The organism is Kribbella sp. NBC_00482 (assembly GCF_036013725.1).
Taxonomy (GTDB): Bacteria; Actinomycetota; Actinomycetes; order Propionibacteriales; family Kribbellaceae; genus Kribbella.
Map to the genome: position 1 here is coordinate 7170866 of NZ_CP107881.1, position 24120 is coordinate 7194985.

Sequence of the window (24120 nt, forward strand, 5' to 3'; positions counted from 1 at the left end):
CGTACTCGACCTCTCGGAGGAGAACTCGTGCACGAACTCACCGGAAAGCCCCTGTCCGACGAGGAAGTCGCTGATCTCGACGCGTACTGGCGAGCCGCCAACTACCTGGCCGTCGGCCAGATCTACCTACTCGCGAACCCGCTCCTGACCGAGCCGCTGCAGGCGGAGCACATCAAGCCGCGCCTCCTCGGTCACTGGGGTACGACGCCCGGCCTCAACATCCTCTACGCCCACCTCAACCGGGTGATCCGTCGCCGCGACCTGACCATGATGTACGTCATCGGCCCCGGCCACGGCGGCCCCGCAATCGCCGCCAACACCTGGCTCGAAGGTAGCTACAGCGACACCTACCCCGATGTCTCCCGGGACGCGGCCGGCATGGCCAGGCTGTTCCATCAGTTCTCCTTCCCGGGTGGCATCCCGAGCCACGTCGCACCGGAGCTGCCGGGGTCGATCCACGAGGGCGGCGAGCTCGGTTACTCACTCAGCCACGCGTACGGCGCCGTACTCGACAACCCCGACCTGGTCGTCGCCTGTGTGATCGGCGACGGCGAGGCCGAGACCGGCCCGCTGGCCGCCTCGTGGCACTCGAACAAGTTCCTGGACCCGAAGACGGACGGCGCCGTACTGCCGATCCTGCACCTCAACGGGTACAAGATCGCCAATCCGGCGCTGCTCGCGAGGATCGGTGACGACGAGCTGACCCGGCTGCTCGAAGGGTACGGATACCGACCGTATCTGGTCGACGGCGAAGAGCCTGAGCACGTCCACCAGGCGCTCGCGCTCACCCTCGACCAGGCCCTCGACGACATCACAGCAATCCAAACCGAAGCACGAGCCCACCCCGACGCGCCCCGCCGACCCTGGCCGGTCATCGTCCTGCGCACCCCCAAGGGCTGGACGGGTCCGCGCGAGGTCCACGGCGTACCTGTAGAAGGAACGTGGCGGTCACACCAGGTACCGCTGACCAGCGTCCGTACGTCCCCCGAGCACCTCCGGATGCTCGAGGACTGGCTCCGCAGCTATCGGCCGGAGGACCTCTTCGACGATGAGGGCCGGCCCGTCGAACGGCTGCTGCGGCAGGTGCCTGCTGCCGACCGGCGGATGGGATCGAGCCCGCACAGCAACGGCGGGCTGCTCCGGCGTGACCTCGATCTGCCCGCGATCGCGGAGTACGCCGTACCCGTCGAAAGTCCTGGCGCGTCCGAACACGAGCCGACCCGCGTCCTCGGCTACTACCTGCGCGACGTCATGCGCGCGAGTCTCCCGTACCGCAACTTCCGGGTCTTCGGGCCCGACGAGACGGCCTCCAACCGGCTGGACGCGTTGTACGAGGTGACCAGCAAGGCCTGGAACGCCGAAGTGCTCCCGACCGACGAGCACCTCGCGGTCGACGGCCGGGTGATGGAGATCCTCAGCGAACACACCTGTCAAGGCTGGCTGGAGGGCTACCTGCTGACCGGGCGGCACGGCTGGTTCTCCTGCTACGAGGCCTTCGTGCACATCGTCGACTCGATGGTCAACCAGCACGCGAAGTGGCTCAAGGTCACCCGCGGCCTGCGCTGGCGCCGGCCGATCGCGTCCCTCAACTACCTGCTCACCTCGCACGTCTGGCGGCAGGACCACAACGGGTTCTCACACCAGGATCCCGGGTTCATCGATCATGTGGTGAACAAGAAGGCCGAAGTGATCCGCGTCTACCTTCCGCCGGACACGAACACCCTGCTGGCAACCGCCGACCACTGCCTGCGCAGCAAGGACTACATCAACGTCATCGTCGCCGGGAAGCAGCCCCAGGCCGACTGGCTCGACCCCGAGGCCGCCCAGCTGCATTGCGCGCGAGGCGCCGGCGTGTGGGACTTCGCGAGCAACGACCAGGGCGAACCGGACGTGGTGATGGCGTGCGCGGGCGACGTACCGACGCTGGAGACCCTCGCGGCGGTCAGCCTGCTGCGCGAGCACCTGCCCTCGTTGAAGATCCGCGTCGTCAACGTGGTCGACCTGATGCGCCTGCAACCGGCCGGCGAGCACCCGCACGGGATGCCCGACGCCGACTTCGACGCGCTGTTCACGACTGACAAGCCCATCATCTTCGCTTACCACGGCTACCCCTGGCTGATCCACAGGCTCACGTACCGGCGGACGAACCACGACAACCTGCACGTCCGCGGCTACAAGGAGGAGGGCACCACCACGACGCCGTTCGACATGGTGGTGCGCAACGACCTCGACCGGTTCCATCTCGCGCTCGACGTGATCGACCGCGTGCCCGGGCTCGGGCAGCGTGCGGCCGACGTACGCCAATGGCTGGTCGACCAGCGGGCGCGCCACCACGCGTACATCCTCGAGCACGGCGAAGACCTGCCCGAGATCCGCAACTGGCACTGGCAGAGGGGGCCGGCATGACCGGAAGAAGAGTTGTCGTAGGCATCGACGGTCGACCCGACTGCGAGAACGCCATCCGCTGGGGCGCTGTCGAGGCCGCCGCACGCGGAGTCGGGCTCGATCTGGTGCACGCGTTCGTGTGGCCGGAGTTCCGGGTACCGCTCGGACCGAGCGACCTGGCGCCAGGGCTTCGCGCCCAGGCCGACCAGATCGTCGCGGAGGCCGTCGACCTCGCACGGAAGTTCGAGCCCAGGTTGCCGGTGACAGGCAGCCGGGTGGACGGATTCCCGCCCGCGGTACTTCTCGCGGAGTCGAGAACCGCCGACCTGATCGTGCTCGGCAGCCGCCTGACGGGACGCCTGCTCGGGTTGATGGTCAGCTCGGCCGGTATCGAGCTCTCCGCCCACGCCCACTGCCCGGTAGTCGTCGTACGGCCCGGGGACGACGCACTCGTCGGAAACCGGGTCGTGATCGGGTACGACGGCTCGCCGCCTGCCGACGCCGCCGTCGAGTTCGGGCTGGCCTACTCCCGCCGTCACGAGCTCCCGGCTCGGATCGTCACGGTCCTGGACGACGCAGATGACGACGACCACGACCTGCTCGCCGCCATCCGTCCCCACGCTCATGAGGCCGAGATCGTCGAAGTCACCGGACATCCGTCGGAGCTGCTGCTCGAATGGTCGGCCGACGCCCAACTGCTGGTCGTAGGTTCACGAGGCCGCGGCGGCTTTGCCGGCCTGCTACTCGGCTCCGTGAGTCAAACGATGCTCACCCAAGCACCCTGCCCGGTCGCCGTCATCCCTCACGCAGCCCTCGAGAGTTAGCCGCGCTGCTTCCGCTCGTGCTCGACAGCGAACACGGCCGCTTCCGTGCGGCGCTCCAAGTTCAGCTTGCGCAGCAGGGACGATACGTAGTTCTTGACGGTCTTCTCGGCCAGGAACAGGGCTTGCGCGATCTGCCGGTTCGTCTTGCCCTCGGCGATCTCGGCGAGGATCCGGCGTTCCTGCTCGGTCAGCGACGCGTACCGCGGGTCTTCGGTGTCCACCGGGTGCCGCAGGCGCTCGAGCACCTTGGCGGTCATGCTCGGGTCCAGCAGCGATTCTCCGGCCGCGAGGCGGCGTACGGCGTCGATCAACGCCTGACCGTGGATCTGCTTCAGAAGGTACCCGGCGGCACCGGCCATGATCGCGGTGAACAACGCCTCGTCGTCGGAGTACGACGTCAGCATCAGGCACGCCGGCGGGTCGTCCATCTGCGACCGGACCTCACGGCACACGCTGATCCCGTCACCATCAGGAAGCCGTACATCCAGGACAGCGACATCCGGACGTACGGCGGGAATCCGGGCGATCGCCTCCGCCGCGGTCGCGGCATCACCGACGACCTCGATGTCCGGCTCCGCGTCGAGCAGCTGGTGCAGCCCCAGCCGCACCACCTCGTGGTCATCGAGCAGGAACACCTTGATCGCCATCACGAACTCCTTCGACCATTTCTCGCCCCGGCCCACCGGTCCTGGGGCCCGCCCCAGCATCCCGCGGTACCCACGCTACTCGCCAGGGACGAGGGTCCCGCCTTGTCCAGGACCTTCGGCGGCCTACCCGCGGCCAACCCTGCCTGCGCGACCTGCCGTCCGGCCCGGTTGTCCGTGACCTCAGACCCTGCCCGCGCCGCCGTCCGGCTGATTGTCTGGAACTGACAGCCCGACAGGAAAGGCAGACTCCGATGGACGCACAGACGAACGGCCGCCACAGCGACCTCGGCACCCGGATCCGGCGCCGCCGGCAGGCCCTGGGTCTGACCCTCCCGGAAGTCGCCGTTCGTGCCGGGCTCGACACAGGCCGCATCGACCACATCGAGACCCGCCCGTTCGCGCTGACCGGCGCCGAGCTCGTCCGGCTGGCGCACGCTCTCGACCTCACCGTCTCGGACCTCACGGGCGAGCGGCCGAAACCAGATCGGCGGACCCCCGTGGCTCCCGTCCTGGACCCGATGCGGAAGGAGGAATGCCGGCGGCTGATCGAGGCCGGCAGCGTCGGACGGATCGCGTACGACGGCGTCGACGGGCTGGTCGTGATCCCGGTCAACTACTGCACACTCGGCGAGCTGATCGTGTTCCGGACCGCCGCTGACAGCGCAGTCGCGCAGTACGACCTGGAACCGATCGTGTTCGAACTGGACGTCATCGACGAAGGTATGCACGACGGCTGGAGTGTCATGGTCAACGGCACGGTCCGCCCGGCCGTCGACACAGAGATCGCGTCCGTCCACAACTGCGTAGACCCCTGGGCAGGCGGCACCCGAGACACCTACATGGCCATCGACCCCCACCGCACCACCGGCCGCCGCATCCGCTCCTGGTGAGCGCATCCAAGGGACGGTTCCGACGCTCGGGTGCTTCACGCTGAGTCAGAGCGAGCCCCACCGGCAGGCAGGGGCTACCCTCTGGGCCATGTCCGATACAGACAACTCTGCCAGTCGGCTGCACGCGATCTTCACCAGATACCGCGAGAACTACAGTCCCACTGGCGGCTTACTGCAGCTGTGGCTGCAGACTCTCGGTGCTGCGGATGAGGACGAAACTCGACGACGGGCCGCGTCCGTCGTCGACCTTATCCGGCAGGTCCGGTGGCAGTTGGAGGATCTTGAGGAAGATTCGTATGTGGAGATGTACGACGTCGCGGCGCCCGCGCTGCTCAGGACACTTGTGCTCACGAGGGATTCCGGTACTCAAATGGGACAAGGCCCCAACGTCCAGGTGGCGCCCGAGCATCTAACTGCATTGAAGGCTCTGTCCAGTGTCCTCCGGGCGAGCGGCAGTGTGCGCGCCAGAGTCACTGATCAGGTCCGCGCAGGTCTACGCGATCGCATCGTCGAAGCCCTGGACGCGGCCCTCAAGGACACCGAGCTGGCGCCTCCAATCCGCGCGGCCGTGGTGTCCAGGCTCCATGACATTCTCCGGGCGCTCGACATGATCGATACAGTCGGACCCGAGGATGCCCGCGCCGCGGCGGAGCGTCTTGGGTTCATCTACCACGCATCCGGACAGAAATCGTCAGGACTGACCAAAGCTTGGCAAGTCGCGAAGTTGACGTTCAAGGTATTCCTCATCGGCGGCGACACCCTAGAAGCCATCGAGGCCGTGAAGGACATCCCCGAGTTGCTGTCCTGACGGAGGTCGCCGGTAGACGGCCGCCCCCGCTGTCGCTGCGTGCGTTAGGCCGATGCCAGCTCAGATGTCGACTTCGTGCTCGCGGAGGCGGGCTCGGGCCTCGTCGAATTCCTCGTGGGTGATTTCGCCGGCTGCGAAACGGCGTTCGAGGATGTCCAAGGGGGACGGGAGCTGGGGCGGGGGTTGGCGTCGGGGTTGGCGGATCATCCGGACCGCGGCCCAGGCCGCGCCGCCGACCGCCACGACCCAGAGCACCAGTACGAGCACGGACCAGAAGGCCGCTCCTGCCATCGAGTGCATCATCGTTCCACTCCCCTCACGCGACTTTCGCGGATCCGGTCAGAAGGCGGCCGAGCTCGGCGCCCCAGCGCTCGGCGCGCTCGATCTCGACGTCGCGGATGGGACCGGTCGTGTCGTTCACGAAGAAGCTCTCGGACGTACTGAGCATCCGGAAGCCCATGCGGCGCAGCAGTTTCGCCGCCGACCGCGCCGCCGATCCCGGTAACCGCCGTACCTTGGCGATCCGGGTGTCGAAGGTTGTCACGCGCAACGTCTCCACCCTGGTGGGCTTCAGCGCGGCCAGCCAGTCGCGGATGCCGACCTCGACCGGCGTCACCAGCCCACCTTGTTTCCAGGCCTCCTGCCGCGTCGACATCCGACTCATCGAGAACGCGTGAGTCGGTCCCCCGACCACCAGCAGCCGGACGTCGTCAGGCACCACGTCCGGTGCCTGATTGACGGGCACCGTGTCCGCCGGACAGTACTGCCGCAACCCGTCCCGGACCGCCCGCGCGATCCGCTCGGTGTTGCCGAACATCGACTCGTACACGATCAGCGCACGACCGTTCTCAGACATGACCTCACCCCTACATCAATGACTGGGCACGGCGGCCCGCGCACGGTCCACCGCATGTTCGGCATCCGCCAGGTGGTGCGGCACGATCGCGACCGGGCACGTCATCGCCGCCACCGACCGCCGCGCGACCGGATCGATCGCCAACGGACCGCTGTGCGACCCGACAACCACCAGGCCGACGTCAGCACTCTCATGCACCAGCGCCGCGGACGGTGGCCGGCTGCTCAGGAACCGCGTGACCTTGACGTCCGGGAACCGACTCGTCCACGGCGCCAGCGTCTCCGACAAGATGTAGTCGGCCCGGCTGATCCACGAGCACTCGGGGTCGTCGTCCGCGAACGGTCGCTCGGCCGGCATGCCCGCGTGTACGACGACCAGGTCGCCCTCGCGCCCTGCCGCGATCCCAAAGGCGAACTCCAGCGCCTCCGACGACAACGCCGTACCGTCGATGCCCACGGCAACCTTCCGGTCGAGCAGCGACGGCTTCCACGACAGCGGCACCACAACCATCGGACAACCTGCCCGCGCCGCCAGCCGCAGATTCGCCTGCGTATGCACCAACCGCTGCGGACCACGACTCCGGGAACGCCCAACCACCAACATCCGCGCCGACCGCGCCGCATGAGCCAGTACCCGCAATCGCGCCCCCTCCTCCGCGACCGCGACCAGCTCTGTCGCGTACCCGTCACGGTGGCGCAAATGAGCCACCGCAGACCGCAGAGCGGCGTCGGCGAGCTCGGCCGGCGACTTCGGCGCATAGCCCGGCATCATCGGCGTGTACGACCCGTGCGCGGAGTACGGCGCTACCAGCACCAGTTCCGCGCCCACCCGCAGCGCCTCAGCGGACGCATAGTCCACCACCCGATGGTTCTCCGCAGTCCCGTCCACCTCGACCACGACGGGTCCCGTGCGGTTCCAGTCAGTCATCGAGCTCACCGGAGCCAGGGGTACTTGCGGACGAAGTCCAGGCCGCTCCACCACTTGCCGAAGCCCCACACGTTGCCAGCAGCAACCAGCGCCAGCACAACGACCGTGACAGCACCGACAATGTGGTCATCCAGCACCGGGTTGTTCTCCGGCGGCAGATTCGCCGACCACATCAACACGTACAGCAACGCGCCACTCACGGCCGCGATCCGCATCCCGATACCCAGCGTCAACGCCAGACCGATACCGGCCAGACCGACCATGAACAACGGAGTGACCCACCAGTCACCCACCAGCGACTGATAGAAGTCCGCCAACGGACCGTCGGTCCCCTTGCCCAGGAACCCGGCCGTCGGATCACCACCATCGATCCAGCCCTTACCCGACGGAGTCGCATACCCGAAGCCGAACACCTTGTCGACGAACGCCCACAAGAACGACAGGCCGAGAACAACCCGCAGTACGGCGAGCGCACGCCCGGCCGCAGTAGAGATCATGGGGCGCTCTACGGGCTCCATCGCAGGAGCCTGGAGATCGCGCCGGTGCGGCGTGGTGGTCATGATGTGGTCCTTCCCTCGAATTGCTGACACCTCGATCGTCCGATTTCGCCGCGACATCCGGCAGAGCCGTTCTCACCTCTCTCGCAGGAGCCGAACGGCCCACCCGACCCGGGACGTCTGCCGCTGTCCGTCGCCCGGCAACGCGAAGACGCTGGAATCGCGAGGAACGTCCGCCACAGAGAGGGCCGCATCATGAATGCCGTACTGACCGATGACGAGGTAGATGTCCTGCTCACGGCCGCGGCTCATGCGCCGTCGATGTACAACACGCAGCCCTGGCGGTTCGAGGTCCAGGGGCCCGTCATCGACGTACTGGCCGACGAGGAGCGCTCCCTGCCCGTCGCCGACCCGTCCGGGCGCGGCGCACGGATCGCAATCGGCGCCGTGGCCTTCAATCTCCGCGTGGCCGCCGCCGTCCTCGGCCACAAGTCGCGCCTCGCCGTGAACCCGGACCCCAACCGACCCCAGGTCGTGGCCAGACTGTTCCTCGACGACCGCAACACGCCTGTCCCGGAGCTCGGCAAGCTGTACGCCGAACTGACCGAGCGACACACCTACCGTGGACCACTGCTCGACCTTCCCATCCCGCCCGCAGTGCAGCGCCATCTCGACAAGGCGGCACACGTCGAAGGTGCCACGCTGCCAACGCACGGCCGACGCCGCGGACCTTGTCGACGAGGACCGCCTGCACGAGCGGCTGCGCTGGGTCGGCGGAGACCGATCGCGAGACGGAATCCCAGCAGACACGCTCGGGCCGCTCCCGGCGCGCGCAGCATTCGTGCGCGACCTGTCGCTCGGCCTGGACAACGACCACCGCGACCGAGTCGACTACGAGGCCCACCCCGCGATCGCCGTACTCGGCACCAAGGACGAGGACAGTGCCGCCTGGGTCGGTGCGGGTGTCGCGCTCCAGCGTGTGCTCCTGGTGGCCACGTCGTACGACCTGACCGTCTCGTTCCTCAATCAAGTGCTCGAGCGCCCGCTGGACCGCGCTCGCATGCGCGAACTGATCGGCGGCCGGTCCTGGCCGCAGATGGTTCTCCGGGTCGGCTATCCGGCCCAGACAGCCGGCCACACATCCCGGCTGGACTGGCGCAGTTCCTTCGACCAATGGTTCTGAAACCCACAGGAGGTCACATCATGTCGACACAACCCTCCCCGATCGTGATCGGGTACGACGGCTCGCCAGGCAGCCGTTCCGCATTGCAGTGGGCCGCCGTAGCGGCTGACCGCGCCAAGGTCCCGCTCCGGATCGTCGAGGCCTTCGAGGTCGTCATCATCACCCGGCCGTCGCCTGGCCACATCGTTCCGCTGGATGCGGTCCGTGAGGCCCGCCAGGCAGCCCTCGACGCGCTGGCCGGCGACATCCGCACGCAGTACCCCGGCCTGCAGGTCGACACCAGCCTGGTCGGCGACGCCGCTGCAAGGACCTTGATCGACGCGGCGCAGGACGCCCGGCTGATGGTGCTCGGATCGCGCGGGCTCGGCGGCTGGAGCGGCCTGCTCGTCGGCTCGGTCGCGACCCAGGTGACCACCCATGCGGACTGCCCGGTCGTGGTCATCCCGCACGACCTGCGGGCGCGGGCGCACGAAGGGCCGACCGTGGTCGTCGGTGTCGATGGCTCCAAGGTCTCAGCGAAGGCCATCGACTTCGCCTTCGACCAGGCCGAGTCGCTGCACGCCAAGGTCGTCGCCGTCCACACGTGGACCAGCCCGTTCCTCACGTACGCCGACGGCGCGTCGATGTTGCAGTTCGACGAGGAGAAGATCCGCGAGGAGGCCCGCCTGCTGGTCGCCGAGTCGGTGGCCGGCGCGGCGGCGGAGCATCCGGACGTCGAGTGGTCGACCGAGCTCGCCATGGGCTCCGCGGCGCAGGCGTTGGTACGGCGCTCCGAGTCTGCCGACCTGGTCGTCGTGGGCTCGCGTGGCCGAGGCGGGTTCACCGGACTGCTCCTCGGATCAGTCGGCCAGAGCGTGCTGCACCACACCCACTGCCCGATCGCCATCGTCCACTGAGCACGAAAGAGCCGCGGTCCAGGACATCTCGTCGTGGACCGCGGCTCTTTCGTGCTCAGAACCCTTGCTCGCCGAACAGTGCGACCTTCAGCGCTCCGGTCGTGGCCGGCGACGAGAACACGTCGTACGCGTCCTGCATCTCGTCGAGGCCGAAGCGGTGCGTGATCAGACCGGGCAGCTGCAACCGGCCGGCCGCCAGCATCGACAGCAACCGCGGTGTGGAGTAGGTGTCGACCAGACCGGTGGTGATGGTGACGTTCTTGATCCACAGGTCTTCCAGGTGCAGCGTCGCCGGCGCGCCATGCACACCGACGTTCGCGACCGTGCCGCCCGGGCGGACGACGCGGGTGCACAGCTCGAACGTCTCCGGTATGCCGACCGCCTCGATCGCCACGTCGGCGCCAAGGCCGCCGGTCAGCTCGCGGACCTTCTCCTCGACGTCCTCGTCCGGCCCGATCGCCAGATCCGCACCACGCTCGAGGGCCGCCTTACGCCGTGAGTCCGCTGCGTCGACGACGATGACCCGCGACGGGGTGAACAGCTTGCTGGTCGCCAGCGCTGCCAGCCCGATCGGCCCCGCGCCGACGATCACCACGGTGTCGCCCGGAGAGACCTTGCCGTTGAGTACGCCGACCTCGTACGACGTCGGCAGGATGTCGGCCAGCAGCACCGCCTCCTCATTACTGACGTTGTCCGGCAACTTGTACACCGACCGATCCGCGAACGGCACGCGCACCTGCTCGGCCTGGGTGCCGTCGATCAAGTGACCGAGGATCCAGCCGCCTCCCCCGAGGCACTGACCGTAATGACCCTGCCTGCAGTACTCGCACCGGCCACAGGCCGTGATGCACGAAATCAGCACCCGGTCACCGACCGCGACGCCCCGGACACCCGTGCCGACGGCCGTAATCGTGCCGACCGCCTCATGCCCGAGAATCCGTCCCGGCTGAACCGTCGGCACATCACCTTTCAGGATGTGCAGATCGGTGCCGCAGATCGTCACCGCGTCGACGCGCACGATCGCATCCTCAGGATCCTGGATCACCGGGTCCGGCACCTCGCGCCAGCTCCGCTGACCCGGACCGTTGTAGACCAATGCCCTCATCACGAACCTCCCTGAACGAGACTTCCCACCCTCGACTCTCGTCCCCGCGGACCTCCATGACAGCGGCCGAACAGCACCCGTGGACCGGGACCTTCGGTGCTCGTCTTCAGGACCTTCCGTCCTGCCCACGCCTCCGCCGCGCGACTTGACTGGAGCTGCAGGACTACGAGCCCGGGAGGTGTCATGTCCGCAGAACTGCCGGTACTGGTCGGAATCGACGGATCACGCGACGGCCTGATCGCACTGGCCTGGGCAACGGCGTACGCCGAACTGCACCAGGCACCGCTGCACGCCGTGTACGTCCTCGACAACGAACGCGAAGCCGGCGGCGGCCCGCCATCCATGCGATCCGACGACGGCACCGAGGTCCTCGGCGACGCCCTGGACGAGCTCGGTCGTCTCGGATTCCGCGACGCGTCGCTCGAGGTCCGCCACGGCCATCCGGCACAGGTCCTCCTCGAGCTCGCCGAACAGTCCATTGCCCTGGTCGTCGGCCGGCGCGGGATGGGCGGCTTCGCCGAACTCGTACTCGGCTCCACCTCCCAGACCTGCACAGCGCTGGCCACAGAGGTCCCCCTGATCATCGTCCCCGACACCTGGGACCCCGCGGAACCCCCGCACCAGCGGATCGTCGTCGGCATCGACGGCTCGGTGGACAGTCAGGACGCCCTCCGCTTCGCCTTCGAACTGGCGGCCGCGACCGGCGCGGAGATTCTCGGCGTCCACGCGATCGAGGTCCGGCAGACCTACCCGGATCCCAACAACTGGTTCGACCCGGCCAGGCAGCCGTGGATCGAGACCTCCGACGAGCTACTCACACAGGCCCTCGAAGGCTGGACCGCGAAGTACCCGGATGTCACTGTCCAGCACCGCGGCGTCGCCGATCACCCGGTCCTCGTCCTGGCCCGCGAGTCCCAGGACGCGGACCTCGTGGTGGTCGGCGGCCTCGGCCGTACGGCGTTCTCCGAACTGCGGATGGGCTCCGTGGCCCGCGGTCTGCTCCACCACTCGCACTGCCCGGTCGCCGTCGTACACCACCCGGAGCCCTGACATGGACCACGTCATCAGAACCCGCAACCTCACCAAACGGTTCGGTCACCGGACCGCGCTCGAGAGTCTCGATCTCGACGTACCCCCGGGGGTCGTTCTCGGATATCTCGGACCGAACGGCGCCGGGAAGACCACGACGATCCGGCTGCTCGCCGGGCTCATCCGCCCGACCTCCGGATCCGCGATCGTGTTCGGCTTCGACGCCTCCGACCAGTACGACGCACTGCAGCGACGTATCGGCTATCTCCCTGGCGACTTCGTGGCCTACCCGGACCTCACCGGTGCGCAGTACCTGGACTACTTCGCCCATCTGTACGGCGGAGTGGAGCGGACCCGGATCGACCTACTGGCCAAGCGGTTCGACCTGGATCTCGACGTCCGGATCGGTGCGTTGTCGCGCGGCAACCGGCAGAAGGTCGGCATCGTGCAGGCCTTCATGCACGACCCCGAACTGCTCATTCTCGACGAGCCGACGACCGGGCTGGACCCGTTGATGCAACGCGAGTTCCGTGAGCTGTTACGAGAGACGCGGGACGCGGGGCGGACCGTCTTCCTCTCGTCGCACGTCTTGTCGGAGGTCGAGGCGGTCGCCGACACCGTCGCGATCCTGCGCGCGGGCCGGCTGGTCACCGTCCAATCGGTGCAGGCGCTGCGCGACAGGGCCCGACGCCGGCTCGACCTGACGTTCGCCACGACCCCGCCGACGGACCTCGTTCGGGCCGTAGCGGGTGTGGAGCAGGTGTCGATCGACGGCCGGGTCGCCCACGTCGTCGTCACCGGATCGACGGCCGAGCTGATCAAGACGGTCGCGGCGTACGGCGTGACGAACGTCGTCAGCCACGAGGCGGACCTCGAAGCCGCGTTCCTCGACTACTACGACGGACAGGAGTGAGGGTCGTGTTCCGCAACGTCTACCTCAAGTCGCTGTACGACGCGCGCCGCGGGCTGATCGGCTGGTCAATCGCGATCGCCGTACTGGTGCTGCTGGAGTCCGCACTCTGGCCGTCGGTCCGGGACATGCCCGACCTGGCGGAGCTGTACAAGTCGTTCCCCGAGCAGTTGCGCAAGTTCTTCAACCTGGAGGCGATGACCACCGGCGTCGGCTTCCTCAATGCCGAGCTCTTCACTTTGCTGCTGCCCAGCCTGTTCCTCGTCTACGGCATCGGCCACGGCGCACGGACGATCGCCGGCGAGGAGGAACGTGGAACGCTCGAACTGTTGCTCGTCACCCCCGTCTCCGGCGCCCGCGTCATCATCGACAAGGCGCTCGCGCTGCTGACGTCGATCGCGGTCCTCGGGCTCGCTCTCTTCACCGCCACGATCGTCGGCAGCTTGACCTTCGGCCTCGGCATCTCCGCAGCCGACGCCGCCAGCGGGGTGCTCGCGATGACATTGCTCGGCCTCGAGTACGGCGTACTGGCCCTGGCCGTCGGCGCCCTCACCGGCCGCCGCGCTACCGCCATCGCCCTCTCGGCGTCCGCAGCGACCGCGGCCTACGTCGTGTACGCCGCCGGCCTCATCCTGCCGCGCTTCGACTCCTGGCAGCCTTACTCCCCCATCTACCAGGCCTTCCACAACGGACCTCTCGGCGCCGGCCTCCAACTGAGCTACCTCTGGCTCCTCGCCGGCTCCGCACTACTGGTCGCCCTGGCCCTCCCAACCCTGGACGGCCGCGACATCTCAACCGCCCACGGCGGGTGAGCACAATGCCGGTGCGCCGCTGCATCATCGCCGCGATCCCGCTCGCCCTCCTGATCGCGCTGTACGGCACGTTCCTTGCCAGCAGCAACCTGATCCCGGTGCGCGCGATGGCCGCCACGACCCTGCTCGGCACCGGCACGGTCACGTTGCTCCTCACCGACGGACGCGATCCACCCACCGTCGCTTGGCTCACCCCTGTCCTAGCTCTGCCCGCGACGGTCTGCGCGGCGCTCGCACCGGTACTCGCTCCCACGCTGCTCCTCACGATCGCGATCGCGACCCTGCTCAGCCTCTGGACCGTGCAACTCGCCGAGCACCTCACCTTCGAAGCGCCGGCCAAGGACGCTCGACGCTCAGCGGCGGGCGGCCCAGTTGCTCCAGCTGGCCTTGGCTCCGGAGTCTCCGATTCGGACCACGTCGTACACGGCGGCACCCGAAACCAGGATGGCGACCACGGTCAACGTCGCGGTGAGGGCCTTCGAGGCAGGAGCGAGGAACGTGCGCTTCGCGGGCGTCCGCCCGGCGCTCTCACGCTGCCGCCACCACAGGATCACCGCCAGGGCGGCGACCCCGACGGCCGCGTAGATGGCAGTGTCTCCGAGCTCGGCGTGCCGGTGGATCAGCGGGTTCGGTGAGACACGACCCTCCAGCCACTCGCCGGCGCTCGTCGTGATCGGCACCAGTACGACGACCAGCACCGACAGGATCGCGTTCGGACCGGCCAGCCGGCGCCTCGCCTGCGGCCACAACGCGGTGAGCGCCAGGAGGGCTGCTGCGAGCGGGAGCAGGACGACGATGGCGTGCACGAGCAGCACGTGGGCGGGGAGACCGTTGACAGTCTGCATGCGGGTTCCTTCGGGTCAGGTCAGTGGCGCTCAGGCTGGCAGCCGGTTCTTGGGGAATTCTTGGAAGACGTCAGCCCGCCGCCCGGAAGTGTGCGGCGTCCAGTGCGGACTGCAGGGAGCGGCGGTAGCCGTCGGAGGTGAACGTTGCCCCCGACACCGTGTCGATCCGGGCGCTCTGAGCCGCGATCGCCTCCTGCTCCAGCTGCGGCAGCGCGAACGAGCTGATCTCCCGGTCCCGCCCGCCGGACGACGGGTAGACGACAGCGGTAACCGTGATGAGTCGGTGGCCGCGCACCGTGATCCGGACCTGCACCGGCCCGTACCGCGTTCCCTCCGATGTCCCGTTCACGGTCAGCTCACCGGTGCCCGGCGACGTACTGACGACTCCGGGTGTTGCCGAGGGCACCGATGGGTTCGAGACAACGTTCCGGCTCGTCGGGTAGACGAACAACAGCACCAGCAGTACGCCGGTACTTCCGCCCACGGCGAGGTTGCGCCGCAACCGCGCCGAATGCGACGTCATCGCGCACCGGCCTGGTGCGCGGCATCGAGCGCCGACTGCAGCGACCGGCGGTACCCGTCGGAGGTGAACGTTGCCCCGGACACCGTGTCGATGTGCGAACTCTGCGCCGCCAGGGTCTCCTGGCTGAGCTGTGGGACCGCGTAGCTGTTGATCTGGTCGGTCTCGCCCCCTCCGCTCGGGTGCTGCAGGGCATGTGCCTTGGTGATCCGCCCACCGCGCACCGTGATCTCGACCTGCACCGGCCCGTACTGCGTGTCGACGACACCGCCCGCCACAACAATCGAGGAGGTCGCCGGAGCGCTCGGCCGTGATCGCGGTGCCGTGCTGCGGTGCGCGGCCGTCGGTCGGGTGGACTTCGGCGGCGATGCAGCCGTGGGCCTCGACGGCTCGGAACTGACCACAGCAGCCTGTCCGCCGGTCGTGGCCGGTTGCACGCTCGCCCGGAACGCGACCGCGACGACCGCTGTGGTCACCGCCGTCATCAGCAGCTTGATCCCACGCTTCACCTACGCACTCCTCACCACGAGAACCGTTCCTGATGCAGCTGGCCCGCCGGCACCCCGGCCGCGAGAACAGCCGCGCACATGGCATCCATCCAGCGGTCCGGTCCGCAGACATAGACGTCGTACTGCGAGACCTCGGGAACCATGCGCCGTACGGCGTCCGCATCGGACGAGAACCACGCACCACCCTCGGGCAACCACGACACCCGGGCACGCAATCGCGGGCCGAGCAGGTAGTGGAGGGTGATGCCGCGACGACCGGCCAACTGCTCGAGCTCGGCGCGGAAGACCAGGTCCGCCACGCTGTGGGCGCGGTACACGAGCGTCGCGTCGCCAGGCCGGTAGTCGAGTTCCTCGAGCAGTGCGCGCAGCGGGGTAATTCCGATGCCGCAGGCAAACATCGCGACGTGGCCGGTGACCCGCCGCTCCGCGGTGAGCCGGCCGTACGGCCCCTCGACCGCCACCCGCGTCCCTGGCCGCAACCTGGCGAGCCGGCTGCTGCCGTCGCCCGCGGACTTCGCAGTCACCCGGAGCCGATCGGGCGCCGGTGACGCCGACAACGAGTACGGGTTGCCCCGCGACCAGCCCGGACCGTCGAGGAACCGGAACACGAAGTACTGGCCTGCCCGGACCGGCATCCGGTGCAGCCCTCGGCCGCCGAGCAGCACTGTCACGACGTCCGGTGTTTCGGGGATCACTTCCCGCACGGTGAGCCCGTGCCGAAGCGTCCGCCACAGCGGCAGCGCGAGTCGGTACACGACGATCGCACCGAGCGCGACGCCGTACACCGACCACCAGTAGAGGCGCGCCACGCGCGCGGTCGTGAAGTCCGCACCGCTCCAGATCTCGTGGGGAACCGACAGCCCGACCCCGACGTACGCATACAGGTGGAGCAGGTGCCACGACTCGTACCGCAGTGCCTTCCGCGTCGCCTTGATCGACGTCAGCACCACGACCGTCAGTGCGACACTCGCCGCGACCGCGAGCAGCATCCCGCCGTACGTCGTGACGACCGCCCATGTCTCACGCAGCAGGTTGTTGTGATCGCGCAGCGTGTATCCGGCGAGGATCAAGACGATGTGCAGCAGGAGGAGGTTGAACGACCAGAATCCGACCAGCCGATGCCGGCGCGCGAGCTCGTCCTGGCCGTAGCTCCGCTCGATCATCGGCACTCGCGCCATCAGGAACACCTGCACCAGCAACAGATCCGCGGCCACCAGCCCGGACAGCCGCCCGAGCGAGGTGAGCAAGTCGGCCCGCCCAGTGACAAGCGTCTGGAACCCACGCCCCGAAACCCACAGCGCGACAACCACCAGCACGCTGGCCCAGCACAACACCCCGGCGATATCGCGCCACCACGCCGGAGTCGGGCGCGGTCGCCGCCGGGCGTGCATCGTCCGCGGCCGAATCGCCTCTCGTGCTGGTCCGCCGTGCGTCATGCCCCGACGATGACCGCCGATTCTTAGTCGTTCCTTGGACCGCCTTCCGCGATGACCGGCAGGACGAGCTCGAACGTTGCGCCGATCTCGCTCGGGGCGAGCCGGAGCTGCCCGCCGAGCCGGTTCGCGACGTCATGCGCCAGCGCCAGACCGAGGCCGTAGTGCCGGCGTCCGGCGCGGTGACCGCTGGAGTCGAAGCGGCGCAGGACCCGCTGCGCCGCCTCGGGACCGATCCCGGGACCCGAGTCTCTGACCGCGAGGACCACGTCGCCGCGCTGCCGTCGTACGGCGATCCGGACCTCGCCGCCGGGCGGCGTGTGGTCGATCGCGTTGTCGACCAGCGCGATCGTCGCGCGCCGGATCGCACTCGGTGAACCGAGGGCCCGCGCAGTGTCGGTGTCGGCGGCCCAGCGCAGCCGCACTCCAGTCTGCTCCGCATGAGCTCCTGCGGCATCGGCCACGTCCCGAGCGATCCGGACCAGATCGACCGGCTCGTGGTTGTCGGTGCCGCGCGGATCAGCCGCGGCCAGGAGGTCGTCGACGACCTCCGCGAGCCGGCGCGTGTCCGCGACAACACCGTCTGCGTCGCCCACGATCTCGTCATTGGCACCGGTGCGACGCAAGGCCCGCCCGAGGACCTGCGCTCGTGTGCTCAGTAACGTCAGCGGCGTCCGCAGCTCATGCCCCGCGTCGGCGACGAACGCGCGCTGCAACGTCAGCGCCTGCGCGAGCGGCCGTACGGCGCGCCGTCCGATCAGCACGCCCAGCAGGCCGGCCAGCAGCAGACCGAGCACCGCAGCAGACCCCATCGCCTGCAGCAACCTCGCACGGTCCTTGTGCGCAGCCGCCAGGTTGAGGACGGCCTGCACCCGCTTGCCCTCAACGAGACCACTCGCAATGCGGTACTCGCCGTCGTCGTTCTCGACCGTGATCAACCCGACCTGTGCGGTGGCGCGCGCCCGGAGCGCCGCCAGCTCGGGCAGTAGCTCCGAAGGCAGTCCAGGTGAGCTGGTCGTCCCGGACGGACCGGTCAGGACCAACCAAGTCCCGGCCGGCGGATCGCCCACGTCGTCAGCCGTGGCGACCGCGGACCGGAGCAGATCGTCCGCTGCACCGGCCTGCCCCCGGACGACCACCAGGGTGACCAGAGCGATCAAGAGCAACATCGCCAGCGCGACCAAGGCGGCTGCCTGCACGGCGACACCGCGCGCGGCGCGACGTACGAGCACCTCGTCACCGATCGGACGGCCGGTCACAGCTTCCCCAGCCGGTACCCGAGCCCACGAACCGTGCTGATCACGCCCCGCCCGAGCTTCCGCCGGCAGTAGTGGACATATGTGTCGACGACCGTTTCCGACTCGGCGTCGCCGAACACCCGATCGAGCAGTTCGGCCCGGCTGAACACTGCACCAGGTCGTGCCGCCAGCAGTCCGAGCAGGGCTGCCTCCCGCTCCGACAGTTCCGCGGGCACCTCGTCGGTCCGTCGTACCGTCCGCGTCGCGAGGTCCAGCGAGCCACCCGGTACGGCGAGCTGGACAGCGTGATCCAGGTGACGTCGGAGCAGCGCGCGGACGCGCGCGAGCAGTTCGGTGAGCTCGAACGGCTTGGTCAGGTAGTCCTCGGCCCCGGCATCGAGGCCCTCGACCCGGTCCTCCGTGCTGTTGCGGGCAGAGAGCACCAGGATCGGCGTACCGACGCCGCGGCTCCGTAGCCGCGCGATCAGATCGAGGCCTTCGACGGCCGGCAGGCCGCGGTCGACGATCATCGCGTCGACCGGTCGCGTGAGGGCAAGGTGCAGGCCGGTGTGTCCGTCGCCCGCCCGTGTCACGGCGTACCCCTCGTCAGTGAGCACGCGGTCGAGCAGCCGGGCCAGATCTGCGTCGTCCTCGACCAGCAGGATGCTCGACGTCACAGCCGGCCCCAGCCGGCCGTCGCGGACAGGTTGCCATCGGCAAGAACACCGAGCCCTTCGTACCCCGCAAGCAACATCTTGGGCCAGTCGTCACCGGCGACGAAAGCCGCAGTCGCCAGCACGTCGGCGCACTCCAGGGACGGGCCGCTGACCGATACCGACAACCATCGGCTCGCCACCGACTGTCCGGTCCGTGGGTCGTACAGGTGCGGGCCGCGCGCCGCGGTCCCGCTCGTCGCCACCGCTCCGCCGATTCGTGGCACGCTCGCGACGACCCTGCCCGGATCTCGCGGATCCTGGATGCCCACGGTGAACGGCTCGCCGCTCGGGCACACCACCAGCACGTCGCCGCCCGCGTTCAGGCACCAGTCCACGTCGACGACCTCCCGCAACCGCTCGCCAGCCTGCTCAACCGCCCAGCCCTTCACCAGTCCGGAAGGATCCCACGTGCCGCCGGGCACGTCCGCATCGAAGAGCCCATCGGTCGACTCCCGCGCGACAGCACACCGCTCCGCGACCTCCCGCACCACCGGATCGACACGATCCCAAGTCAGCTCGCCCCGCGCGAGCAGACTCACCGCACTGCCGGCCTTGTACGGCGAGAACACCCGATCAGCCTCGGTCAGCTCGGCGAAGACGTCCCGCACCGCGGCGTCTGCCCGCCCGGAATCGGCGCCGTCCCCGCGGGCGAGCACACTGATGGGCAGCCCCATGATGTGCTCGACCCAACTCCGCCGCGACTCCATGCCGCAACGGTAGCCGCGACGCGAAGGGGTGGGTGAGCTGCCGCATCAGCTCACCCACCCCTGTTACGTGCCGGTCCGGGTTCTCAGTAGAAGACCCCACCCGGAGAGCGCGCTGTGTCGTCGAAGGCCCAGGTCAGCTGGTTGTGGACGGCGACGACACCGTCGACGCCTGCCACGAGGTGTTCGGCGAACGCAGCGGTGCTGCGCTTCTCCACCTGTCCTGTCAGCGTCACGACGCCCTCCACCACCGAGACGTCCACAGCGCGTGGATCGTCCCACAGATGACGATCGATGACGTCACGCCGTACCCGGGCGAGAGTCTCCTGGTCCGAGGCGAGATATGCGCTGAGTAGATCGGAGCGCGCCACGATCCCGATCAGCTTGTCGCCGTCGGTCACGACCAGGCGGGTGATCCCGCGAGCCGCCATCAACCGTGCGGCCTCGTCCAGGGCGCAGCCGCCTTCTACGGTCACGGCGGGGCTGGTCATCAGTTGTTCGGCGGTCAACGCCTCTGCCTTCGAGTGGGCCGCGCGGTGTGTGAAGTGGTATGTACGCCGCGGTGACCGCTGGAACTCCTCCTTGCGCAGGAGGTCCGTTTCGGACACCACACCGACCACCCTGCCGAACATGTCGCGGACCGGTACTGCGCTGATGTGATGCTCGGCAAGGGTCGCGGCAACGGCCTTGAACGGCGTGTCCTTCTCGACGGTGACGACGTCCTTGGTCATCACGTCGGAGACGGTCAGGAAGTGGCGCATCATGACTCCTCGTGCCGGCGGACGATCGCAACGGGCGAGTCCGCGTGGTGCAGAAGGCTCTGGCTGACGGAACCCATCAGCAGGCCGGCGACGCCGCCACGACCGCGCGAGCCGACGACGACCAGCGAGGCAGTTTTGGACATCTTGATCAATCGCGTACTGGCTCGGCCCTCGGCGATGGAAGCACGCACCTTCACCGTCGGGTACTTGTCCCGGTACGCCGCGAGACTCTCGGCGAGCCAGTTCTTCAGCAGGGCCTCGGCGCTGTCGATCGACGCTGCGTGCTCCGCCTGCGGCTGCCAGCAGTACACGACGCGCAGCGGCTGTCCGCTTCGCGATGCCTCCTCGAACCCGAACAGCACTGCGTCCTCGGAGTCAGGCGAGCCGTCCGTGCCGACCACAATGGGTCCGGTACGGCGTTCGCCGCGCACCACGACCACCGGACACGGTGCCTTGGCCGCAACCGCCGTCGCCACCGAGCCGAGCACCGCGGCCGACATCTTGCTGCGCGACCGCGAACCGACGACGACCATCTCGGCCCCGCCGGCCTCCATCAGGAGCGCGTCCGACGGATCCTCGGCCGCCAGCCACCCGGACCCGCCCTCGTACCCGAGCCGGTCGCGTGCGAACTGCACAGCTTCGTCGAGCTCGTGCTGCAACGTGCCCAGCGGCATCGGTGGCGGCACGTAGCCGTCCATGCCGACCGCGGGCCAGCGCTTGAGATCGTCCAGGTACGCCCGCACGACCCGCACCGGCAGGTCCCGCTGTTCGGCCGCGTCCACGGCCCAGCGCAGCGCGATCTGTGCCTCAGGCGTGTCGTCCACACCAACGAGGATGTATTTCGTCATGACCGGATTCCCTTCATTCGCTGGGGTGCTGGACGAGGATTTCCTTCAGCGCGTCGACGAAGGCAAGCGACTCGTCGTACCCGCGTTGCCACACGTTCCGCCCGAAGATCAGGCCCAGACCGCCCGCGTCCATCGCCTGATCGGCCTTGCGGTACATCGCGTCGTCGCCCGCCTTCGAGCCGCCGGACACCAGCACCAGCGTGCGGTTCGCGGACCGGACCACGCCGTCGATCGCCTGCTGCGGAGTGAAGATCTCTTCGTACGGCGGCTTGACGTTGTCGCGCTTGGCCGGATGCGGGAAGTTCACCTTCACCACGTCCGCACCGAGTTCGCTCGCGACCCGGGCGGCGTAGTCGACGGCGTAGAAGGAGTCCTTGCCGCCCTTCGCCTCGATCGCTTCGCCCCGCGGATACGCCCACACGACCAGCGGCATCCCGAACCGCTCCGCGTCCGCGCGGATCTGCCGGTACTGCGCGAAGTCGGTCTCCTGCGCGGGCGAACCGACGTACAGGGTGTAGCCGACCGCGTCGGCCCCCAGCCGTACGGCGTCCTCGACACTCGCGTGCACCGGCGACAGCGCCGCCGCGTCCGACGGGATGTCGGTCTTGCCGTTCAGCTTGAGGATCAACGGGATCTCACCGGCGTAGTCCCAGAAGAACTTCTCCGCCAGCCCGATCTGGATCGCGACGCCGTTGAACTCCCCGGCGACCGCCAGCTTCATGATGTACGCCGGATCGGACGCCTTCGGGTTCGCGAAGAAGTCCCGCGGCCCGTGCTCGAGCCCTTGGTCGTACGGCAGGAACAACGCCGTACCGTTCCGCAGCCCGTGGTCGAACAGGATCCGGCGCAGCCGGGCCTTCTTCCCGGTACTCAGACCGAGCTCGTTCAGCGATGCCCGTTTCTGCATGATCATCATCTCCCACTACCAATCTCGCGCTGCCAGGCCCGCTAAGGGAGAGCCGTCAGCCCTCGATCCACAGGGACCTTCGGCCACCGTTTGCTACCGCACCACCGCGACCGGGCATGCGGCGTCGTGGAGGATCGCGCGGCTGACTGAGCCCAGTAAGAGGCTGCGGATCCGTCCTCGGCCGCGAGAGCCGACGACCAGCAACCCGGCATCGCGGGACTCGTCCAAGAGAAACCTTCGAGGCCGTCCCGTGCACGAGCTTCTCAGTGACCTTCACATCCGGATGATCAACGCACCGTCCCGCCACGGCCTCGCCGAGAACCGCGGCGCTGTCCTCAGCGAGCGCGTCGACGTCGTACACGGGGAACTGCATGTCGCCCGGCCCCACGCTCTTCGGGTCGTGCCACGCGAGCACGGCCCTCACGGACGCACCCGTCTGCTCGGCGAGCAGGAACGCGAAGTCGATCGCCTTTCGGCTCTGCTCCGATCCGTCCACGCCGACGACCACGTCGCCCGGCCGGGGTGACCACCCCGCCGGCACGACGACCACCGGGCACGAAGCGTCGGTCGCGATGCTCGCCGTCGCCATTCCATCGGCGAGCTCACGGACCTCCCCGAAGCCTGGGGATCCGAGGACCAGCAAGGACCCACCTTCCGCTTCACGCAACAGAGTCGGCACCAGATCGCCGAGCGACACCTCGGCCTCGATCGCCACGCCTGGATACTCGGTGCGGACGTGCCGGCAGAACGTCTCCACCAACCGCTGCGCCGCCAGCCAGAGCACATCTCCGCCGACCAGCACCCCAGTGCCGCCGGCACTACGGAGGATCGGCCAGGGCATCACATGGACCATCCGGAGGTCGCGCGCGAGGAGTCGCGCCATACCAGCCGCCCAGCGAGCGGCCGCATCACTCCCCGACGATCCGTCGTACCCGACCACGATCGGCCGGCCGCCCACCGTATCCACCGCACCGGACTCGTCCACGGGATCCCCCTCTCATCTGTGCGTACGTCTGCTCTCGATCGTGACGCTCGAGACGTGGTACACAGCAGAGACCAACGACCCTGTTTCAAGCCCCAACCGACCTATCCGAGGAGCACGGTGTGCCATTTGGTAGCACGAGGTGCCACAGTCGGGCTATCGTGGGTGCATGACCGGACAGCCGGAGATCACCCAGCGCGATCTGCGCACGAAGTCCAAAGAGATCATGGATGCCGTCCAGAGCGGCCAGTCCTTCACCGTCACACGCGATGGGCACCGGATCGGCGAGCTGATCCCTTTGCGGCGCCGGCGGCGCTTCGTCCCGCGTGCCGAGTTCGCGGCCATGTCCAGGACTGCCCCCGACATCTCCGTCGACGCCTTCCGCGGTGACCAGGACGCCACCTCCGACCAGCAGCTGGACGACCCGTATGCCCGCTGAGTACCAGCAGGGTCTCCTGGACACGAACATCATGATCTTGCGCAAGTGGGTCGATCCCGCTGAGCTCCCGTCCGAGATCGCGATCAGTGCCATCACGCTGGCAGAGCTCTCGGCGGGCCCCCACGAGGTCCGCGGCAACGACGTACAGGACGACTACGACGAGCACGCCGAGCGTGCCCGGCGGATGGATGTCCTGCAGCGCGCCGAGAACGAGTTCGATCCCATCCCCTTCGACGCCGAAGCGGCCCGTATCTACGGCAGAGTCTGCGCCGCCGTCGTGAGCGCGGGCCGCAAGCCGAGACGTCGAGTCGCCGACCTGATGATCGCCGCGATCGCCATCGCCGAGGACATCCCCCTCTTCACGACGAACCCAGACGATTTCAAGGGGCTCGACGGCCTCCTCACCGTTGTCCCTGTGACCCGACCCAAGACCACCCGTTCCTGACCCG

Annotated in this window: 29 protein-coding genes; 11 read left to right on the forward strand and 18 right to left on the reverse strand. The window is 68.5% G+C overall.

Going from position 1 to position 24120, the window contains the following annotated elements; all coding sequences use genetic code 11:
- The first annotated feature begins 27 nt into the window (after window positions 1–27).
- Together OHB24_RS34785 and OHB24_RS34790 are read left to right on the forward strand one after the other, a co-directional pair.
- On the forward strand, window positions 28–2406 hold the full coding sequence (locus tag OHB24_RS34785; protein ID WP_327635138.1) for a phosphoketolase family protein: 2379 nt from the start codon (window positions 28–30) through the stop codon (window positions 2404–2406).
- Entirely contained in the window at window positions 2403–3209 is an 807-nt protein-coding gene (locus tag OHB24_RS34790; RefSeq protein ID WP_327635139.1) for a universal stress protein, read from the forward strand. The genes OHB24_RS34785 and OHB24_RS34790 overlap by 4 nt, the downstream gene beginning before the upstream one ends.
- Here the strand turns inward: OHB24_RS34790 and OHB24_RS34795 are convergent.
- A complete protein-coding gene (locus OHB24_RS34795; RefSeq protein ID WP_327635140.1) occupies window positions 3206–3856 on the reverse strand; it encodes a response regulator transcription factor in 651 nt (216 codons plus the stop codon). The two genes, OHB24_RS34790 and OHB24_RS34795, sit on opposite strands and share 4 nt — an antisense overlap.
- 251 nt (window positions 3857–4107) lie before the next feature.
- Between OHB24_RS34795 and OHB24_RS34800 the strand changes: the two genes are divergently transcribed.
- Together OHB24_RS34800 and OHB24_RS34805 are read left to right on the forward strand one after the other, a co-directional pair.
- Window positions 4108–4746 carry a helix-turn-helix domain-containing protein gene (locus OHB24_RS34800; protein ID WP_327635141.1) on the forward strand — a complete coding sequence of 213 codons (639 nt, stop codon included), beginning with the start codon at window positions 4108–4110 and terminating at the stop codon, window positions 4744–4746.
- A gap of 88 nt (window positions 4747–4834) precedes the next feature.
- A complete protein-coding gene (locus OHB24_RS34805) occupies window positions 4835–5554 on the forward strand; it encodes a hypothetical protein (RefSeq protein WP_327635142.1) in 720 nt (239 codons plus the stop codon).
- Between the two features lie 60 nt (window positions 5555–5614).
- Here OHB24_RS34805 and OHB24_RS34810 read toward each other — a convergent pair whose 3' ends face one another.
- The 5 genes from OHB24_RS34810 to OHB24_RS34830 form a co-directional block, all read right to left on the reverse strand.
- The gene (locus OHB24_RS34810) at window positions 5615–5845 is read right to left on the reverse strand and encodes an SHOCT domain-containing protein (RefSeq protein ID WP_327635143.1); all 231 of its coding nucleotides are present in this window, start codon (window positions 5843–5845) and stop codon (window positions 5615–5617) included.
- A 25-nt stretch (window positions 5846–5870) separates the two neighbouring features.
- Entirely contained in the window at window positions 5871–6410 is a 540-nt protein-coding gene (locus tag OHB24_RS34815) for a flavodoxin family protein (RefSeq protein WP_327635144.1), read from the reverse strand.
- Between the two features lie 15 nt (window positions 6411–6425).
- Window positions 6426–7337: a universal stress protein gene (locus OHB24_RS34820; protein ID WP_327635145.1), complete on the reverse strand. Its 912-nt coding sequence runs from the start codon at window positions 7335–7337 to the stop codon at window positions 6426–6428.
- A gap of 5 nt (window positions 7338–7342) precedes the next feature.
- Window positions 7343–7897, reverse strand: a complete 555-nt coding sequence (locus OHB24_RS34825) for a hypothetical protein (protein WP_327635146.1) — start codon at window positions 7895–7897, stop codon at window positions 7343–7345.
- Window positions 7898–7969: 72 nt separating this feature from the next.
- The gene (locus tag OHB24_RS34830) at window positions 7970–8548 is read right to left on the reverse strand and encodes a hypothetical protein (RefSeq protein ID WP_327635147.1); all 579 of its coding nucleotides are present in this window, start codon (window positions 8546–8548) and stop codon (window positions 7970–7972) included.
- Between OHB24_RS34830 and OHB24_RS34835 the strand changes: the two genes are divergently transcribed.
- Together OHB24_RS34835 and OHB24_RS34840 are read left to right on the forward strand one after the other, a co-directional pair.
- The gene (locus tag OHB24_RS34835; RefSeq protein WP_327635148.1) at window positions 8529–9017 is read left to right on the forward strand and encodes a hypothetical protein; all 489 of its coding nucleotides are present in this window, start codon (window positions 8529–8531) and stop codon (window positions 9015–9017) included. The two genes, OHB24_RS34830 and OHB24_RS34835, sit on opposite strands and share 20 nt — an antisense overlap.
- 20 nt (window positions 9018–9037) lie before the next feature.
- The gene (locus OHB24_RS34840) at window positions 9038–9913 is read left to right on the forward strand and encodes a universal stress protein (RefSeq protein WP_327635149.1); all 876 of its coding nucleotides are present in this window, start codon (window positions 9038–9040) and stop codon (window positions 9911–9913) included.
- A 55-nt stretch (window positions 9914–9968) separates the two neighbouring features.
- Here OHB24_RS34840 and OHB24_RS34845 read toward each other — a convergent pair whose 3' ends face one another.
- Window positions 9969–11018, reverse strand: coding sequence for a zinc-dependent alcohol dehydrogenase family protein (locus tag OHB24_RS34845; protein WP_327635150.1), 1050 nt, complete (start codon window positions 11016–11018; stop codon window positions 9969–9971).
- Between the two features lie 183 nt (window positions 11019–11201).
- On the opposite strand from OHB24_RS34845, the gene OHB24_RS34850 reads away from it, so the two are divergent.
- From OHB24_RS34850 to OHB24_RS34860, 3 genes are read left to right on the forward strand one after another with little or no spacing between them, the layout of a single operon-like run.
- Entirely contained in the window at window positions 11202–12068 is an 867-nt protein-coding gene (locus tag OHB24_RS34850; RefSeq protein ID WP_327635151.1) for a universal stress protein, read from the forward strand.
- A gap of 1 nt (window position 12069) precedes the next feature.
- Entirely contained in the window at window positions 12070–12960 is an 891-nt protein-coding gene (locus tag OHB24_RS34855) for an ABC transporter ATP-binding protein (RefSeq protein WP_327635152.1), read from the forward strand.
- Window positions 12961–12965: 5 nt separating this feature from the next.
- On the forward strand, window positions 12966–13769 hold the full coding sequence (locus tag OHB24_RS34860) for an ABC transporter permease subunit (RefSeq protein WP_327635153.1): 804 nt from the start codon (window positions 12966–12968) through the stop codon (window positions 13767–13769).
- A gap of 353 nt (window positions 13770–14122) precedes the next feature.
- On the opposite strand, the gene OHB24_RS34865 is transcribed toward OHB24_RS34860, so the two are convergent.
- The 11 genes from OHB24_RS34865 to OHB24_RS34915 form a co-directional block, all read right to left on the reverse strand.
- Window positions 14123–14614, reverse strand: a complete 492-nt coding sequence (locus OHB24_RS34865) for a DUF2231 domain-containing protein (protein ID WP_327635154.1) — start codon at window positions 14612–14614, stop codon at window positions 14123–14125.
- Between the two features lie 70 nt (window positions 14615–14684).
- Entirely contained in the window at window positions 14685–15137 is a 453-nt protein-coding gene (locus tag OHB24_RS34870; protein WP_327635155.1) for an FMN-binding protein, read from the reverse strand.
- Window positions 15134–15643 (reverse strand): FMN-binding protein, encoded by a 510-nt coding sequence (locus OHB24_RS34875; RefSeq protein WP_327635156.1) that lies wholly within the window; start codon window positions 15641–15643, stop codon window positions 15134–15136. The genes OHB24_RS34870 and OHB24_RS34875 overlap by 4 nt, the downstream gene beginning before the upstream one ends.
- Window positions 15644–15654: 11 nt before the next feature.
- Window positions 15655–17079, reverse strand: coding sequence for a ferredoxin reductase family protein (locus OHB24_RS34880; RefSeq protein ID WP_327635157.1), 1425 nt, complete (start codon window positions 17077–17079; stop codon window positions 15655–15657).
- A 23-nt stretch (window positions 17080–17102) separates the two neighbouring features.
- Window positions 17103–18335: a sensor histidine kinase gene (locus OHB24_RS34885; protein WP_327635158.1), complete on the reverse strand. Its 1233-nt coding sequence runs from the start codon at window positions 18333–18335 to the stop codon at window positions 17103–17105.
- Entirely contained in the window at window positions 18332–18991 is a 660-nt protein-coding gene (locus OHB24_RS34890) for a response regulator transcription factor (RefSeq protein WP_327635159.1), read from the reverse strand. The genes OHB24_RS34885 and OHB24_RS34890 overlap by 4 nt, the downstream gene beginning before the upstream one ends.
- Window positions 18988–19737 carry an FAD:protein FMN transferase gene (locus OHB24_RS34895; RefSeq protein ID WP_327635160.1) on the reverse strand — a complete coding sequence of 250 codons (750 nt, stop codon included), beginning with the start codon at window positions 19735–19737 and terminating at the stop codon, window positions 18988–18990. The genes OHB24_RS34890 and OHB24_RS34895 overlap by 4 nt, the downstream gene beginning before the upstream one ends.
- Before the next feature lie 83 nt (window positions 19738–19820).
- Window positions 19821–20498 carry a CBS domain-containing protein gene (locus tag OHB24_RS34900; protein WP_327635161.1) on the reverse strand — a complete coding sequence of 226 codons (678 nt, stop codon included), beginning with the start codon at window positions 20496–20498 and terminating at the stop codon, window positions 19821–19823.
- Entirely contained in the window at window positions 20495–21343 is an 849-nt protein-coding gene (locus OHB24_RS34905) for a universal stress protein (RefSeq protein ID WP_327635162.1), read from the reverse strand. The genes OHB24_RS34900 and OHB24_RS34905 overlap by 4 nt, the downstream gene beginning before the upstream one ends.
- Window positions 21344–21356: 13 nt before the next feature.
- On the reverse strand, window positions 21357–22250 hold the full coding sequence (locus OHB24_RS34910) for a class I fructose-bisphosphate aldolase (protein WP_327635163.1): 894 nt from the start codon (window positions 22248–22250) through the stop codon (window positions 21357–21359).
- A 55-nt stretch (window positions 22251–22305) separates the two neighbouring features.
- Window positions 22306–23235 carry a universal stress protein gene (locus OHB24_RS34915; protein ID WP_327635164.1) on the reverse strand — a complete coding sequence of 310 codons (930 nt, stop codon included), beginning with the start codon at window positions 23233–23235 and terminating at the stop codon, window positions 22306–22308.
- Between the two features lie 166 nt (window positions 23236–23401).
- On the opposite strand from OHB24_RS34915, the gene OHB24_RS34920 reads away from it, so the two are divergent.
- The gene (locus OHB24_RS34920) at window positions 23402–23671 is read left to right on the forward strand and encodes a type II toxin-antitoxin system Phd/YefM family antitoxin (RefSeq protein ID WP_327635165.1); all 270 of its coding nucleotides are present in this window, start codon (window positions 23402–23404) and stop codon (window positions 23669–23671) included.
- Window positions 23661–24116, forward strand: a complete 456-nt coding sequence (locus OHB24_RS34925; RefSeq protein WP_327635166.1) for a type II toxin-antitoxin system VapC family toxin — start codon at window positions 23661–23663, stop codon at window positions 24114–24116. The genes OHB24_RS34920 and OHB24_RS34925 overlap by 11 nt, the downstream gene beginning before the upstream one ends.
- Window positions 24117–24120 lie beyond the last annotated feature (4 nt).